We start from the raw sequence: 14,990 nt of genomic DNA on the forward strand, positions 1-14,990 counted from the left end.
TCAGGCCCCGGTTATCGCCGGGGCCGTCCGTCCTTTCCTGAAGCGGGCGAAGGCGGTGCGTGCGAGGCCTAGCAGTTCGGCCTCCGCGCCCGCACTTCGTCCGCTGCCGATCCATAGCAGGTGAAGCGTGCCGAGGTAGGTCAGCGCGCCCAAGGGTGCGAGCACGGCGATGCGTGCGATGGGCACGGCGCCGACCTGCAGCAGTTCGTGGTCGGCGGCGAGTACCGCAGCGGCCATGACGCCCACGGCCGCGACCGTGCGGCGATGCGCCTTCATCTGGTCGAGGACCGACAGTCCCGTCAGCTTCGTGACGAGCGCGGAGGTGATGAACAGGCCCAGTACCGAACTCAGCAGTCGTCCCCAGACCAGCCCCATCAGGCCCCAGCCCATCAGCCCGACCGTCACGCAGGGCACGCGCAGTGCCAGTCCCCAGACGTCGCGCACGAACAGCGTGCGGGTGGCCCCTTCGGCCATGGCCAGCGGGCGCGATCCGGTCACCAGCGTCTGCAGCGCGTAGCTGAAGCCGATCACCTGGATCAGCGGCACCGTTATCAGCCATTTCTGCCCGAGCGCCACGCGCACCATCGGGTCGGCGAGCAACATGAAGCCGACCGCGATCGGCAAGGCGACGATGCCGATCGCGCCTTGCGCGGTCTGATAGGCGGAGCGCAGCCGGGCGCGGTCGCCCTGCATGCGGGCGAAGCTGGGGAACAGGGTCTGGACCAGCGGCGTCGTCGCCTCGCGGCTCGGGATGGCGGAGACGTTGTCGGCCATCGAATAGGCGCCCAGCTGCGCGGTCGGCAGGAACAGGCCGATCACCAGCTGGTCGAAGCGCCAGTTCACCACGTTCATCACCTGGCCGAGGAACAGCCAGCTGGAGAAGCCCAGCAGGTCGCGCGAACGCGACAGGGTGAAGCGCGGGCGGTAAGGCACGACGAGGTAGCTCAGCACCGTGCCCAGCGCGCCGCCGATCGCCGACCCCACCACGATAGCCCAGTAGTTGCGCAGCCACAGTGCCAGCCCCACGGAGATCGCCAGCGCCGACAGCTTCTGCACGATCTGCAGCATGATCATCGGCCGGAAATTCATCGCCCGCATCCGCAGCGAAACGAGCGGATTGGTGAGCCCCGCCAGTGCGCCGGTGATGCCCGACAGCACGAAGAGCGGCGCCAGCCTGTCGTCGCCGTAGAGCCGGGCCAGCGGTTCGGACGCCAGCGCGAAGCCGCCAGCGATGAGGGCCGCGCGCAGCAACGACATGGTCCAGGCGCTGTCGATGTGCGCGGGCGTCACCTCGTCGCGCTGGATGAGGGCCGATCCGACCGAAAGCTCGGTCAGCGCGACCAGTACGCCCAGCACCGTCGTGCAGATGGCGACGAGGCCGAAGTCCTGCGGCGTGAGCAGCCGCGCCAGCACGACCAGCGCGCCTAGGTTGGCGAGGTTAGTGGCTATCCGCGTTGCCCCCAGGGCTGCGGCGCCGCGCGCTACACCGACTTTGCTCATGCGGCGCTGGCCGGGCGTGGTTGGCGCAGGTCGTCCCAGATGCCGCGTGTGGTGCGCCAGCCGACCGCCAGTGCCCGCTTGCTCGGGGCTTGAAGAAAGGAGCGCAGGATCAGCCACAGCGCCGCGCCGTTGCTGCCGAAGCGGCGCTTGATCTCGGCTTCCACCAGCTTGTGCTGCGACCGGATGCGCGCCCGTTCGCCCGCACGCTCGACGTCGGCGAGGAGGTTGGCGAAGATGGCGCGGTGGCCGGAGAGCACCTTGTTCATGTTGGTCGTGATCCGCTCGTGCGGGCCACAGTTGAACCGCACCAGCGGCAGGCGCGCAACCCCCATGGGTCCGATACGGCGCAAACGGAACCACAAGTCCCAGTCCTGGCAGCTTGGCAGCTCCGGATTGAACCCGGTTGCCTCCTGCAGCGCCGATCGCCGGATCACCGCGCCCGACGTGCTGCCGAGGCCATTGGCGCAGCGCAAGTCGAGCAGCGAGGGATTGTCGCGCGGCCGGTGGATCTTCTCCACCTTGATGCCGACGAGGCGAAATCCGCAGAACAGGCCGACCAGATCGGGCCTTTCTTCCAGCAGTGCGAACTGGCGCTCCAGCTTTTCCGGCTCCCAGGCATCGTCGGAATCGAGGAAGGCGACCCATTCCGAGCGTGCCCGCGCGATCCCGGCATTGCGCGCGACATTGGCGCCGCCGTGCTGCATCTCGACCAGTTCGATAGCCGGATCGTCCTGCGCCAGCGTGCGGACCCATTCGATCGTGCCGTCGGTAGAGCCGTCGTCGACGATGAAGATCCGCGCGACCGGCAGGGTCTGCGCCTTTATGCTGGCGATGGCTCCGGGCAGCAGGTCGCGGCGGTTGTAGGTCGGGATCACCACGTCGATGGTCGGGCCTGCGTGCTTCATCGCGGCTGTCCTCCTGAAACCTGTTTGATGACGTCCATCAGGCCCGATCCCGCCGCCTTCCAGGTGAAGCGCGCGGCGCGGCGGCGACCCTGTGCGATCTTGAAGGCGCGCAGGGCGGGATCGCTGCGCAGGCGCACGATGGCCTCGGCCCACTCGTCCGGGCGGTCGGTGCCGGCGTAGATCGCGGCGTCTCCGCAAGCCTCGGGGATCGCGCCGGCCGGGCTGGCGACGACGGGGCAGTCGCACAGCATCGCTTCGAGCGGGGAGTCCGAAGCCTTCGGTGCGCGAGGGAAACAGGATCGCCACCGCGCCGCCGAGAAGACTCTTGAGTTCGCCGTCATCAGGCCGTCCGGCAAAGATCGTGCCCTCGGGCGGACGGAGGCCCGATGCGGCGAGCGCCTCGCGCTGCGGGCCGACGACCACCAGCCGGGTCGGGGCGGCGGCGCCGGAGGAGAAGGCGTCGAAGACGACCGCGTTGTTCTTGTAAGCCTTGGGGCTGCCGAACAGGACGGCGTAGCTCCCCGGTATCAGGCCAAGGCGTTCGCGCAGGCCGTTGTCCTCGGCCGCGTCGAGGATGTGGTCGGCCCCGTTGGCGATGACGCGCGTGCGCCCCTGATCGGCGATGGCATGCTGGTGCAGCAGGCGGCGGGAGAATTCCGAGACGGTCAGCGTCGCCTTGCTCGATCGCCCCAGCAGCGGCGTCAACCAGCGATAGCCGATCCGCTGGCGGGCCGGATAGCCGCAGTCGGAGAACAGGAACTGCACGTCATGGATCATCGTGATCTTGTTGCGGTGGGCGATCGGCGCGAGGTTGGCGAGGTTCACCAGCACCCCGTCGCGGCTCGCCAGCGGCAGGATGACCTGTTCCCAGAACTGGTCGGTTCGCGCGTAGTCGCGCCGCTCTATGGCTTGTAGTGGCGGCACCCAGTCGGCTTTTGTCGCCGTCATCAGATAGGCGCGGGGCCGGTGTTCAAAGGGGATCAGCGCCAGCATGCGGTCACACTCGCGGATCAGCCGGTCGGCGACGCGGTGGACGCCGTTCAGCCCGCCGGAATAGAATTTGCCGTTGAAGTAGATGGGGCGCGGCATGGTCACATCGTCTCGACGCGGCGTGGATCGATGCGGCCGGTCATGAGGTCGCGAAGCGCGATGAGGTTGCCAAGCAGACGCCCCCGCCGGTCGATGTGCGGTTCGGGATAGAAGCTGCGCAGCGCGTTCGAGGCGAGGTTCTGCACCAGCAGCCGCTGGCCGAGGTTGGGCTGCATCGTACCCTTGCGCCACAAGTGGACGAGGTTCGCGACTTGCGAATAGCCCAGCCGCTTGCCCGGCGACCGGGCGCTGCGGGTGCCGAGGTGGATGCCGGTCAGCCGATCGCCCGACACCAGCCTCCCGCGCTTGCCAAGCTGGTGGGTGAAGTCGATGTCCTCCTGCCAGCCGTAGAGCGGCAGTGCCTCGTCGAACCACAGCCCGTCGATGGCCGAGGCGCGCACGGCCATGTTGCAGCCGTAGAGGGCCTGTCGCGGCCTGAGCGGAGTGAAGGCGGGCAGGGTGTGGCCGTCCAGCCTCAGCGCGGCGGCGTCGAAGGGGATTTCCTCGCCGTGGATGCCGTCGGCTAGCAGGTCCCCGGTGGCGCCGACGATGCTCTGGTCGGTGAAAGTCTCCTCTATCACCGCGAGGTAGTCGTTATGGACGACGAAGTCGTCGTCGAGGAACACCACCACGTCGGTTTCGGTGGAGAGTTCGCGCAACGCCGCGTTGCGCTGGCGGCAGAGGCCTTTGTCTCCGAACATGACGCGGGCGGGCATGCGTGCGCGTTCGACGCCCGCGACGTCGGCCGGGCCGGTGGCCGAAACGAGGATGCCGTCGGGCAGGCGCGTCTGCTCGGCGATGCGGTCCACCGTGCGCGCGAGCAGAGCAGCGCGGCCGACGGTGGCGAAGACGACGTGGATGCGCATAAGGCTAGACTCTCCCCGCCGCGCGGCGATTGCGGAATGGCAGGACGATGGCGGTCGGCGGCACCTCGGGCGCATTGCCGGCGCTGTGCCGGACCGCCGCGAGGAGCCCGGCCCGGCCGCCGTCGAGGTAGGCGGCATAACCATCGAGCAGCGCGTCGATCCAGGCTTCGGGAGGCAGGGCAAGGGCGCGGGTGTGACGATGGGCGTTCTCGCTCATTTCCCGGGCGCGCGCATCGTCTGCGAAGATCGCGGAAAGCGCGGCGGCGAAAGCGGCCACGTCGCGTGGGTCGACGGACAGGCCCGCCCCTGCGGCGACGATGTCCGGCGCGATAAGCGCATCGCGTGAGGTCACGACCGGAAGCCCGCTCCACAGCGCTTCGACTGCGGCGAGGCCGAACGGCTCGATGTGGCGGCTGGGCATGACGGCGACGCGGGCATGCCGCGCGAACTGGCCGACTTCGGAAGGCTTGCGGCGGCCGATCCAGGCCATCTCCGGGTAGTGTTGCCGCAAGTCGGAGAGCATCTCGCCGTCGCCGATGGCGGTCAGGCGCACTCCGGCCCGGCGACAGGCTTCGGCGGCGAGGTCGATGCCCTTGGTCGCCTCCATGCGGCCGACGAATAGGACACCCCGGTTTTCTTCGGCGGGTATGCGCTCAAGGGTCCAGGGGATGACGGGATTGGGCAGGACCGCCATATCGCCGTCGCTCAGCCCGGAGCGGGCGAGGTACGGGGCCATGCCGCCGTGAATCAGCAGCAGCGGCGGGGGCGTTGCTCCCAGCACGCGATTCTGGATGCCCTGACGGGCGCTGCGCCACGCCTTCGATACGATGCCCCGGCGGTCGCAGGCGGACGTGAGGCAGGCCGCGCTCATCGGCGTGGCGCCGCACGGCGCGTCGCGGCCAAAATGAAACATCGCACCGTTGGGGCAGGTGAAGAAGAAGTCGTGCGCGTGAACCAGCATGCGTTCGCGCACCGGGCGTAGCGCCGCAAAAAGCGCGGGCGAAAGAATCTGCGACCACCCGTGGACATGATATACGGTGCGCGGGGTATCGTTCCGGGCGACCCAGTCGGCGACCATCATCGCCGCCGGGCGGTTGTAGAGCCCGTGGACCATTGCCCTGGCGCGGCTGCCTTCCAGCAACCGCCCATGCCCCAGCGCCGCGACTTCGATGCCCTCGGCTTCGAGTTCGCGACTGCCGGTCGATCCGCACAGAAGGGTCACCGACTGCCCGCGCCGCGCGAACTGCACGGCTGCCTCCAGGGCAAGCTGCGAAGCGCCTCCCTTGGCGTTGGACAGGTCGTTGATGATGACGATACGGTCGATCATCCGGCCGACGTCCTTCCGGCTGCGCTCGCGAGTTGGCGCGCGAGGGCGTGGATGGCAGAAGTGGCACCTTGCAGCAGGTCGGTATGGATCTGCTCCTCGATGCCCTGTTCGATAGCGGTCACCGCAAGGTCGGCGACGTGCATCGGGCTCGCCTCGCGCGGATCGACGACGAAGGCGCCGCGGCCGGTCAGCTCGAAGAAGCTGCGCAGCTTGCAGTCCCAGGCGAAGCCGATCGTGGGCACCCGATAGGAATAGGCCACGATGCAGGCATGCAGGCGATGGGCCAGTACGCAGTCGAAACCGGAGAGGGCATGGGCCAGCTCGCGCGGTTCCGCAAAGTCGGGGGCGAAGGAGATGCCCTGCTCGCGCCCGATCCTAGCCTTAAGGCGATCCCGGAACAGGCGGTCCTCGGGGCTGCCGTTGGTGAACAGCACGACCTCTCGCCGCAGCGCCGTCAGCTGGCGCGCGACCGCGCGCATCCATGACTCCAGCTGGCCATCGTCGTGCGCCCCTTCGTGATGGAGGCGCAGCGCGATCGGCGCGGTCACGCAAAGGCCGACGCGCGGCGGACCCGACAGGCGCGGAGTACCGTAGTGCCGGGCGCTGAGCAGGCCCGGATCGGGCGCGATCCTGGCCGTACCAAGACCTTCACGGCCCATCGTCGCCTGCCAGTTCGCAGCGGAGCGCTCGTCCCGTACCGAGACGTAGAGCAGGCGCGCCGCCTGAAGCTGTTCGGCCAGACGCGCGCGCCCGCGGTCGGACCACTCGCCGGAAACCCCCACGCTGGCGATCGCCACCGGCAAGCGGCGCGCGTTGGCAAGCTTGAGGGCTTCGGCGATCTTTATCGGGAAGTTCTGGTCGACATCCTGGAACAACGCGCCGCCGCCGATAACCACGCTGTCGCACGTGGCCAGTTGCTTCGCCCAGCGCGGCGCGAAACGATGGCGCACCAGCAGCAGGAGCAGCGCGGGAACCATCACGGTGCGCAGGCGGGCAGGAAGCCTCTCGATGATCGACAGCGCCGTGGCCCGGCGCCGTCCGTGCGCGGTGCTGAAGCTTGTGCGCCCGGCAAGGTCGATGGAAGCCGGCTCGATGCGCGGACCGGCGCGTCGCAGTTCGCCTTCGAGGCACTCCGCAATGATGCCGTCGCCCAGGTTGGGGCTGTACTTGACGTTGAGGATGGCTACCCGAACAGCGGCGGGCCAGTCATTGACGGGGATATCATCGGCAGGATGGTCGATGGTTGGCTCCGGCTGAACGGACGGCTGATCGTGAGCGTCTTGTGCATTCGTCGGAGGCAGACTCTCGCACGGCGCCTCGCATGGATCGTCGAGCATCAGTCGGTCGGCGGCTTCCATGGACGATCCTGTTTCCGGTTGCGGACAGACTGTATCCCGTGCCGCGTATGACCGCGACGGCACTGCAACAAAACCAAAGGTATGGAATCGCGCCGCTTTGGCGAAGAGGGGCGAATGGGGGCTACCGAAGGGGTAGGCGGTATCGGAAGCGCAGCCGAAAGCTCAGGACAGCGGCCCTCCGTATTCCATCAGGTCGGCAAGAGCGCGCAACTGTCCGGGCAGTTCGGCGGACAGTCCGAAGCATTCGTAGAAGTTCACGGTTGCCCCCAGCATCGCCACGGCCACGGTACTGGCGGGCAGCCCGCGCTCCGCCAGTCGTCCGTAGATCGTCGCCAGCTGGTGGGATACGGGCGCGAAGTCGCGGTAGTCGATGTCTGCGCTGGTACGTGCGATACGATCAAGGCAGTCCCTGACACTGTCGGCCCTCACACTGTCGCGTTCGGCTTCTGAAGCATCGTGCATATCGACCCCTTCGATCCGGTTGGTGAATCCGCAATGTGCCGGGCGCGCCGCAAGCGCCCTTTCCCAAGTATCAGGTCAGCAATTGTCCGAAGCCATTTCTATGAAGGCGTCATCATTTCTGGTCGTCTTGGACTTGCGGCTAACCCTTTGGAGCTAGGTCGTTCAGCCCAGTTGCGCGAAAGGGTTGCTGCAGGGATTGTCGGCGAAAAGGCCGTGGTATTCCAGATGACCCGGATCGGCGGACCCGTCGTGCCCGGTGGCAAGGACGAATTCGGTCAGCAGCTTGCGGTCGAAGGTATCGAAGCGCTTGCCGATGCCAGGCTGCTGCAGGGCCAGGCGCCTGGCGCCGCCGACTGTCTCCAGAAGGCGCAGCGCGCCCGCTTCCATGTGGCCGAGATGGCCGTTGCGGGCGCTGAAATCCTTGACGAAGAGGGCGAAGTCGGTGTCGCTCATGGTGAAGGGACCGGCAAGGCGGTGCAGGATCGCGCGCATGGCGTCCGCACTTTCACTGCCGGCCACGAACCCGGCGAGCCCGCCCGTGATGCCGATTCCGGCAACGCCGATCCCGACCAGCGCGGTGCGGCGGCTGATCCCGCTCATGCCAGCACCTGTCGGGCTGCGCGGATCGACATGGCGGCGACGGTCAGGCTGGGGTTGCTGGCCGAGCAGGTCGGAAACACGCTCGACCCGACGACGACGAGGTTGCGCAGGTCATGATGGACCTGCCCGCCGTCGACCACGGAATCGCGCGGATCGCCGCCCATGCGCAGGCTACCCTGCAAATGGCTTTCGGTCGGCCGCACGGAGCGGCGCTCTATGCGCTCCACCGGGATGCCGGAAAGGATGTCCGGCAACTGCTTGAAGGCCCGCTCGACACCGGCGAGGGCATAAGCGCCGGGTTCGCCGCCGACGACCTTGGCTCGTCCGTCCGGGCCGAGCACGACGGCGTTCCGGTCGTCCGGCAGTTCCTCTGCGACGATGACGATCGGCAATGTCTGTCGCCAGCGCCCGGGCTCGGTCCGGAAACCGAACTTCCAGCGGTTCTCGAAATAGAGCAGCACGGCACCGGAGCTTTTGCGGAACGGGCCGTCGTAGGCGCCGTAGTCGAGCCCGGTGGTGATCGTGCTGCCGTCGAAGTTGTCGATCCCGTCGAGCATGGCTTCAACCTCGATGCCGTAAGCTTCGTGCAGCCCCTTGCCGACCGGTCCCCGGTCGATACCGGAGCGCAGCAGGATGGCGGGTGAATGGATGGCGTTGGCGCCCAGCACGAAAAGGTCGCCATGCACGGTGAATTCGCGCCCTCCGGAGCGGAACTTCACCGATCGTGCGACGCCTGCCGCCGCCTCCAGACGGGTGACCTCGGCGCCAGGGCAGACGCTGACGGAAGCGTGCTGGAACACGTCCATGAGCCCGTTGTTGGCGGTGAACTTCGCATCGACCGGGCATAGCGAGCAGCGATGGTTGGCGCAGCAGGACGGCCGCGTCGCGGTCGCCACGCGGGCGCGGGCGGTGGGCATGACGAAGTGCAGGTCGGGCCGGGCGTGCTTCAGCCGCGCATCCGGGGTCGAGGGGTGGTGCGGCGGCTGGGGGAAGGGGCGCGATCGCGGCAGCACCTGCGCCATCGCCTCGTCTCCCGAGATAGCCATGATGTCTTCCGCCTCGCAGTAGAACGGCTCCAGCTCCGCATAGTCGAACGGCCAGTCGCGGCCGGTTCCGTAAAAGCTGTGCAGGCGGAAGTCGGTCGGGTGGAAGCGCGGTGTCTGCGCGAACCAGCAGTTGGTGCCGCCGCCGAAGCCGATCGTGAAATTCCATGGATGATCGCCTTCGTTGGCGAACGTCGAACCCGGTTCGATTCGGCTTTGCCGGCCGTCTTCCCACTGATCGGCATGGCTGCGGATCTCACCCCATTCGAGCACCAGAATCTTGCCGGCACGTCCATGCCTGAGCGCTTCATGCAGGAAGAAGCCCGATCCGAAGCCCGATCCGATCACAACCGTGTCGAAATGCTGCCCGGCGACGTCCTCGGCACGGACCTGCGTTTCAAGCCTGGTCATGCGGGAATGACGGCATGAGATGGACGAGAAGGCCGGTGATGATGCGGTTCGGACCGAAATGTTTCCACGATAACCGCGTCCTTGTCGAAGTACCTGGGTTTCAGCGAACTGAATTTCTTCGTGTCAGTCTCTTCCCTTCGGGCGGCGGCGCAAATGGACATGATTGATTAATCCAATGGGGTAGCGGGTTTGTCATTTGGATTAATCTGAGGTTTTTCACCGACCGTTTTATTCGGAGCATTTCTTGCCATTTCTCCGCGCGAAATGGGAGTAATCCTTATGGTGCAGTTGGAGCGGTCGTCGGTATGCGCGATTTATCGAAGCTAGACACAAGGTGGCAACATGGGGACATGTCGTGGCGACACAGGCATCGATCGACGCAAATCCGCGCATCGGCTCGTCCCATGACTTGCCGGGGGAGAGGAGCGGCCGGTGCCTCGTCTGTTCATCAACGGCCGTTTCCTCGTCCAGCAGGCGACCGGCGTGCAGCGCGCAGCCCGCGAGGTCACCGTGGCGCTGGACCGGCTGCTCGGGCGCGGGGCCGTCGATGCAGACGTAACGCTGCTGGTGCCGCCGGGGCCATGGGTGCAGCGCCTTTCTCTGGACTACATAAAGGTCGAGACGGTTGGCAGGTTCGGCGGCGTGCTGTGGGAGCAGTTCGATCTGCCCGGCTATGCGCGCAGCGGGACGCTCCTGTGCCTTGGCAACAGTGCGCCCGCGCGGTCGCTGACGGAGCGTGACACCGACGTGGTGGTGATGGTCCATGACGTCTCGTTCCTCGATCATCCCGGGGCCTACAAGCTAACCTACCGGATCGGGCATCGGATGATGCTGCCGCTGCTGATGCGGGCTGCACGTGCGATCGTCACCGTTTCGGAGACGGAGCGCGAGCGCCTGGTGCGGCTGGCTCCGGCCGCCGCGCCGCGCATCAGCGTCGCGCCCAATGGTGGCTGGAGCACCGATATCGCCGCTTCCACCGGCGAGGTCGAGGGACTGCCGCCGCCCGGCTACGGCCTCTATGTGGGCTCGCTGTCGCATCGGAAGAATTTCGCGCGTACGCTTGAAGCGGCGATCCGCCTCGCACGCGAAGACGGGCTGCACTTCGTCTTCGTCGGCGCGACGGGCAGGGTGCTGCGCCAGCCCCGATGCGACGTGCCGGACGACGTTGCCGACCGAATCCACTTCCTCGGACAGGTCAACGATGCGGCCAGTCTCGCACGCATCTACCGCGACGCGCGCTTCCTGCTGTTCCCCTCGCTTTACGAGGCCTGCCCGTTACCGCCGGTCGAAGCGGCCCATTTCGGCTGCCCGGTCGTGGTTTCGAACATACCGTCGATGTGGGAGCGGTGCGGGCGGGGGTTATCTATTGCGACCCACTGTCGGTGGATTCCATGCTGCGCGGCGTGCGCACCGTGCTGGCGGACTCCGCCTGGCGCGACCGCGCCATCGCGGCCGGACAGGCCATGGCCCGGCGACGCTGCTGGCAGGACCAGGCGGCGCTGGTCTGCGTCGCGGCACTTGGTGAGGATTGTCTTGCGAACCGGGCCTCGGGGGTGGGGCCACGGTGGCGGCGGCGGGGCCTTGCGGCTCCGTCGCCGTCTCAGTCTGAACCTAACAGGCTAAGCCTATCAAGCGGGCGCGGGGACTGAGGCGCAGGCCACAGGCGATACCGCGTCGATCATCGCCAGGCGGTGTTGTTCCGCCGCGATCACGGCGACCACCCGCGCGATCTCCGCCGCTGCCAATCCCGATCCCGTCGGCAGGCCGAGCAGCGAGCCGGAAAGTCGGTCGGTGACGGGCAGTTCGTCGCGGGGTACGTCTGCCAGATGGTCGTGCAAGTGCAGGCCACGCCCGTACCAGAACCGCGTCTCGATGCCGGCAATGTCCAAAGCGGACTGCAGGGCTTCCGCCGTCGTGGCATCGGCGCATCGATGGACCACGTAGTTGGATGCGATATGCGGCGCCGTGAGCAGGGTGTCGGCGTTCAGGCCTCCCTGCACGAACGCAGCGCGATAGGCACGCGCTGCGCGGCTTAAATCGGCGCGCTTGACAGCCCACCCATCCAGTTCGGCAAGGGCCACGGCAGCATGATACTCGCTCATCTTGCCGTTCAGGCTGGCGGTCTGGCTGTTGCGTGAACCCATGAAGCCGAAGTTGGTCGCCTGCGATGCCCTGGCGGCAAGAGCCGGATCCGGCCACAGGACGCAGCCGCCTTCGCCGCAGCCGAAAGCCTTCGTGGCGTGGAAGCTGAGGGCGAGGGGAATGCGTGCGTCACAGACCATGGCACCGTCGGCGACTGCCTCGATGGCGGCGGCGGCGTCGATGATCACTTTCACGCCGGTCTCGCGCTGGAAACGCGCCCAGCGCTCGACGTCGATGGGCCGACCATATGCCGTGACGGGGATGACCACGCCGAACCGCTCGATCAGCGGATGGTTCGCCAGCCGGTCCGGGTCCAGCGTCCAGCTTTCTTCGCAGATGTCGGCGAGGTAGGGCTGGTAACCGCACTGGCTGGCTGCCGCCGCGGTCGCCACGAAAGTGTAGGCCGGGCACACCGCATAAGGGCGTCCCGGAGTCGCGGTCCCCGCATGGGCCATGATCGCGGCGATGAGCGCCGCCGTGCCGGAGCTGGTGGTGATGACGCTGCCGTCGATCAGTCCGAAGGACGTTTGCAGGCGCTTCTGCAAAGACCTGACCAGCGGCCCCTGGTTGGAGTACATGCGGGCCTGGTCGATCTGCCGGAGATAGGGCGCGACTGCATCGGTCGTGGGGAGGCGCGGTTCATAGGCCAGGAGGCGGCGCCGGCTTCTGGGCGCAAAAGCCGACAGTCGATGGGACAACTCGTCCGGTGCGATGCCGTCGATCATGCGCAGGGGACCGAAATCCCCGGGGAAGTCGGGGACGTCGACGAGAGGCGCACCAGGCGCGATGGGCTTGAAGAGGCCGATGGTGATTTCTCCTTTTTGTCTTTACGGTCTCACTGCCGGATTGAGGGCGAACTGGCGGGCGCGGCCGCTGCCGGAACCATGGATCATGTCCTGGTAGATGCGTCGGATCCCCGCACGAGCGCGCGCGGAGCGATCAACAGCGGCAGGCCGATGGCCCAGAACCGTGGCAGCGCGAAGTAGCGGCGCGTCAGATAGAGTGCGGCCAGAAGCGCGTCACGCACGGTCGTACCCTCCGATTTGGCGTTGAGGATCCGCGCGATCACGTGGGTCTCGAAAATCCGTCCGGCCATGGCGCGGCGGACGCGGCGGTCCTCGGGGAACAGGAGTTGTGCGATCTCGTCGTAGGCGCGCACATCGACTTTCAACCGCTCCAGCCAGCCGATACGGCGCTTGAGTTGGTCGTTTCCTGAACGGAAGCCGACGCAAGGCTCCTCGATCACGCCCCATTTGCCCCGGGCGCCGACGGCAAGACCCTCGATATATACCTGCGAATAGAGGTTCGTCATCGCCCGGGCACGGGGATCCGTGGCTGCTGCTTCCCAATCGCTGCGCCGCACGAGGGTGGCCGAGATGAAGCCGAGCAGTTCGGCAAGATGGCTGAAGGCCGGGCCGATCCCGGTGAAGCACTGAGTCCTGGGCATCTTGCGGATACCCGTCATCCGACGCATCGTTACATCGTAATCCACCACGCCGACGGTCAATGCCACCGTGTCCGGCCAGGCCGCCAGCGCCGAAAGAACCCGGCGGATGCCGCCTCGCTCGATCCGGTCGTCATCGCCCATCAGCCAGACGTAGTCTCCCGTCGCCCGGGCGGCTACGGCGGCGATATTGCCGTCCACCCCGATGTTGATCGGGTGTCGGAAGTAGATGAAATGCGCGAGGCGGTCGGCATAGGCTCCGGCGACCGCCTCGGTATCGTCAGGAGAGGCATCGTCCCCGACGACCACTTCCACGTCACCGCTATTCTCTGCGAGAATGCTGTCGAGCAGTTCCGCCAGGCAGGCGGAACGATTGTAGGTGGGAATGCAAATCGAAAGCGTCGGCATACGATTTCCAGGATTTGAGGCAGTGCCTCCCGCGAGCTGAAATACACCATATGTAACAAAATGCGTCTACATGGGGGCGGCATTAGTGTTACTGCGTTATTGTAAATAATGGCCGATTTTCATGGCTTGGAGTCGGGAGTATTGATAAGAGAGGGTAATTGTGCCCTCTGATATATCAGGATACGCAAGGCGCTCTATGCGTACATGTGATCATCGGTCCATTTAGAACCTACGTTCGATGGCGATGCGGAAAGGTGCGCGCCTGACTATGCGGATACGTTCCGGATCGAGCCCCGCTTCGGCAAGTCTTGCCGGCCATTCGCCGGGTCGCATCGAGCGCGCGATGGAAAGCTGCCCGTCCTCGCGTACGATGCGGTGGACGCCCATGACGCGGGCGAGCAGGGGGAAGCCATAATAGGCGAAGCGGTGGCGATGCAGGTCGCAGATCAGCCATCCCCGCCGCGCCCTGATCTCCATGTGGTGCAGGAACCGGTCGAGTTGATCGTCGCTCATGTGATGCGCGACCTGGCTGCTGACGATGAAATCGAAGCTCTCGGGCTGCGCGGCATAGTCTCCGGTGCGGTAGTCCACGCCGAGCCCCGGCGGGGTCGCCGCACGGGCGAGTCCTTCGCTGGCGGGGTTGAGATCGACGCCCACCAAGGTTGCGGCGATGCCCCTCCGGACAGCCCACCGGGCCACCGTGCGTAGCAGGTCGCCATGACCGAACCCGACGTCGAGCAGGCTGAACGACTTCGCTTCGCCGAGCGCCCGCTGCAGGAACGCCGTCGTCGAGTGGGTGGTGAAGGTCCAGCGGTTGACCCGTGCCAGATCGCTCAGGACCTTCGCGTAGACGAGCGGATCGAGGTCCGGGGCATCCATCTGCTCTTCCCGGCGTGACCGGATCGACAGGTCGTTCACTGAACCACAATCTCGCCGGTCATGCCGAAAGTGCTATGCATGAAGTGCGTGCAGCGCACCTTGTAGGTGCCGGCCATCGGCGCGACGAGATGGACATCTACGCTGTGCCCGGCATCGACCGCCACCTTGCCGCCGGAAACCCTTGCGCGATCGGAATCCATGATCTGCGCAGCCGCGAAGAATTCCTTCGCCGTGAAATCATGGCCGCCGGATGATACGTTGGCGAAGTGCAGGTCGTAGGCCTGGCCATGCTGCAACGTGATGGTGGAGGGGCTGAACTGGAAGCTGGAAAGCTGGACGTCAAGCGTTTCGGCATGGCTCCAGTCGAGCGCGGCAGGCGCGCCCCGGGATGCCTCGACCGGAGCGAGAGTCAGCATGGCGATGGCGATCATGCAGGGGGCGATTAGACGAATGCCGGAAATGTTAACGGAGGTCATTTGCAGAATCTCCTGCCCCCTTGCGGCCCATGTGCCTCATGTTGCCGGAGGCTGCTGCAGTATCTCACCTTTCAGGGCGG

15 protein-coding genes are annotated in these 14,990 nt (G+C 66.5%); 2 read left to right on the forward strand and 13 right to left on the reverse strand.

Annotated features, from left to right (window positions below):
- Genes KZO24_RS25640 through KZO24_RS25650 form a run of 3 tightly spaced genes read right to left on the reverse strand, consistent with a single transcriptional unit; the run spans position 1 to position 2,746 of the window.
- Positions 1–1,500: a lipopolysaccharide biosynthesis protein gene (locus KZO24_RS25640; protein ID WP_271183881.1), complete on the reverse strand. Its 1,500-nt coding sequence runs from the start codon at positions 1,498–1,500 to the stop codon at positions 1–3.
- Positions 1,497–2,405, reverse strand: a complete 909-nt coding sequence (locus KZO24_RS25645) for a glycosyltransferase family 2 protein (protein ID WP_271183882.1) — start codon at positions 2,403–2,405, stop codon at positions 1,497–1,499. The genes KZO24_RS25640 and KZO24_RS25645 overlap by 4 nt, the downstream gene beginning before the upstream one ends.
- Positions 2,402–2,746 carry a glycosyltransferase gene (locus KZO24_RS25650; RefSeq protein WP_486487767.1) on the reverse strand — a complete coding sequence of 115 codons (345 nt, stop codon included), beginning with the start codon at positions 2,744–2,746 and terminating at the stop codon, positions 2,402–2,404. The genes KZO24_RS25645 and KZO24_RS25650 overlap by 4 nt, the downstream gene beginning before the upstream one ends.
- Before the next feature lie 235 nt (positions 2,747–2,981).
- On the opposite strand from KZO24_RS25650, the gene KZO24_RS25655 reads away from it, so the two are divergent.
- On the forward strand, positions 2,982–3,320 hold the full coding sequence (locus KZO24_RS25655; RefSeq protein ID WP_486487412.1) for a hypothetical protein: 339 nt from the start codon (positions 2,982–2,984) through the stop codon (positions 3,318–3,320).
- Between the two features lie 176 nt (positions 3,321–3,496).
- Here the strand turns inward: KZO24_RS25655 and KZO24_RS25660 are convergent, their stop codons facing one another.
- From KZO24_RS25660 to KZO24_RS25685, 6 genes are all read right to left on the reverse strand, one after another.
- Complete coding sequence (locus KZO24_RS25660) at positions 3,497–4,360, reverse strand: glycosyltransferase family 2 protein (RefSeq protein ID WP_271183884.1); 864 nt, start codon at positions 4,358–4,360, stop codon at positions 3,497–3,499.
- Positions 4,361–4,364: 4 nt separating this feature from the next.
- Positions 4,365–5,687 carry a glycosyltransferase family 4 protein gene (locus KZO24_RS25665; protein ID WP_271183885.1) on the reverse strand — a complete coding sequence of 441 codons (1,323 nt, stop codon included), beginning with the start codon at positions 5,685–5,687 and terminating at the stop codon, positions 4,365–4,367.
- Positions 5,684–7,045 (reverse strand): polysaccharide pyruvyl transferase family protein, encoded by a 1,362-nt coding sequence (locus KZO24_RS25670; RefSeq protein WP_271183886.1) that lies wholly within the window; start codon positions 7,043–7,045, stop codon positions 5,684–5,686. Before KZO24_RS25670 ends, KZO24_RS25665 begins: the two co-directional genes overlap by 4 nt.
- Before the next feature lie 162 nt (positions 7,046–7,207).
- Positions 7,208–7,507 carry a hypothetical protein gene (locus KZO24_RS25675; RefSeq protein ID WP_271183887.1) on the reverse strand — a complete coding sequence of 100 codons (300 nt, stop codon included), beginning with the start codon at positions 7,505–7,507 and terminating at the stop codon, positions 7,208–7,210.
- A 162-nt stretch (positions 7,508–7,669) separates the two neighbouring features.
- Positions 7,670–8,107, reverse strand: coding sequence for a hypothetical protein (locus tag KZO24_RS25680; RefSeq protein ID WP_271183888.1), 438 nt, complete (start codon positions 8,105–8,107; stop codon positions 7,670–7,672).
- Positions 8,104–9,561, reverse strand: a complete 1,458-nt coding sequence (locus KZO24_RS25685) for a GMC oxidoreductase (protein ID WP_271183889.1) — start codon at positions 9,559–9,561, stop codon at positions 8,104–8,106. Before KZO24_RS25685 ends, KZO24_RS25680 begins: the two co-directional genes overlap by 4 nt.
- Positions 9,562–9,993: 432 nt before the next feature.
- Between KZO24_RS25685 and KZO24_RS25690 the strand changes: the two genes are divergently transcribed.
- Positions 9,994–11,184 (forward strand): glycosyltransferase family 4 protein, encoded by a 1,191-nt coding sequence (locus KZO24_RS25690; RefSeq protein WP_486487413.1) that lies wholly within the window; start codon positions 9,994–9,996, stop codon positions 11,182–11,184.
- Positions 11,185–11,189: 5 nt separating this feature from the next.
- On the opposite strand, the gene KZO24_RS25695 is transcribed toward KZO24_RS25690, so the two are convergent.
- The 4 genes from KZO24_RS25695 to KZO24_RS25710 form a co-directional block, all read right to left on the reverse strand.
- Entirely contained in the window at positions 11,190–12,428 is a 1,239-nt protein-coding gene (locus KZO24_RS25695) for a DegT/DnrJ/EryC1/StrS family aminotransferase (protein ID WP_486487414.1), read from the reverse strand.
- 164 nt (positions 12,429–12,592) lie between these two features.
- A complete protein-coding gene (locus KZO24_RS25700) occupies positions 12,593–13,555 on the reverse strand; it encodes a glycosyltransferase family 2 protein (protein WP_486487415.1) in 963 nt (320 codons plus the stop codon).
- Positions 13,556–13,777: 222 nt separating this feature from the next.
- Positions 13,778–14,473, reverse strand: a complete 696-nt coding sequence (locus tag KZO24_RS25705) for a methyltransferase domain-containing protein (protein ID WP_430099313.1) — start codon at positions 14,471–14,473, stop codon at positions 13,778–13,780.
- A complete protein-coding gene (locus KZO24_RS25710; protein ID WP_271183894.1) occupies positions 14,470–14,910 on the reverse strand; it encodes a plastocyanin/azurin family copper-binding protein in 441 nt (146 codons plus the stop codon). The genes KZO24_RS25705 and KZO24_RS25710 overlap by 4 nt, the downstream gene beginning before the upstream one ends.
- Between the last annotated feature and the right edge of the window lie 80 nt (positions 14,911–14,990).

The organism is Novosphingobium sp. NFX11 (assembly GCF_057376415.1).

Coding starts and splice junctions, on each gene's coding strand:
- KZO24_RS25640 (WP_271183881.1), bottom strand. CDS start 1,500: ATGAGCAAAGTCGGTGTAGCGCGCGGCGCCGCAGCCCTGGGGGCAACG.
- KZO24_RS25645 (WP_271183882.1), bottom strand. CDS start 2,405: ATGAAGCACGCAGGCCCGACCATCGACGTGGTGATCCCGACCTACAAC.
- KZO24_RS25650 (WP_486487767.1), bottom strand. CDS start 2,746: ATGACGGCGAACTCAAGAGTCTTCTCGGCGGCGCGGTGGCGATCCTGT.
- KZO24_RS25660 (WP_271183884.1), bottom strand. CDS start 4,360: ATGCGCATCCACGTCGTCTTCGCCACCGTCGGCCGCGCTGCTCTGCTC.
- KZO24_RS25665 (WP_271183885.1), bottom strand. CDS start 5,687: ATGATCGACCGTATCGTCATCATCAACGACCTGTCCAACGCCAAGGGA.
- KZO24_RS25670 (WP_271183886.1), bottom strand. CDS start 7,045: ATGGAAGCCGCCGACCGACTGATGCTCGACGATCCATGCGAGGCGCCG.
- KZO24_RS25675 (WP_271183887.1), bottom strand. CDS start 7,507: ATGCACGATGCTTCAGAAGCCGAACGCGACAGTGTGAGGGCCGACAGT.
- KZO24_RS25680 (WP_271183888.1), bottom strand. CDS start 8,107: ATGAGCGGGATCAGCCGCCGCACCGCGCTGGTCGGGATCGGCGTTGCC.
- KZO24_RS25685 (WP_271183889.1), bottom strand. CDS start 9,561: ATGACCAGGCTTGAAACGCAGGTCCGTGCCGAGGACGTCGCCGGGCAG.
- KZO24_RS25695 (WP_486487414.1), bottom strand. CDS start 12,428: ATGATCGACGGCATCGCACCGGACGAGTTGTCCCATCGACTGTCGGCT.
- KZO24_RS25700 (WP_486487415.1), bottom strand. CDS start 13,555: ATGCCGACGCTTTCGATTTGCATTCCCACCTACAATCGTTCCGCCTGC.
- KZO24_RS25710 (WP_271183894.1), bottom strand. CDS start 14,910: ATGACCTCCGTTAACATTTCCGGCATTCGTCTAATCGCCCCCTGCATG.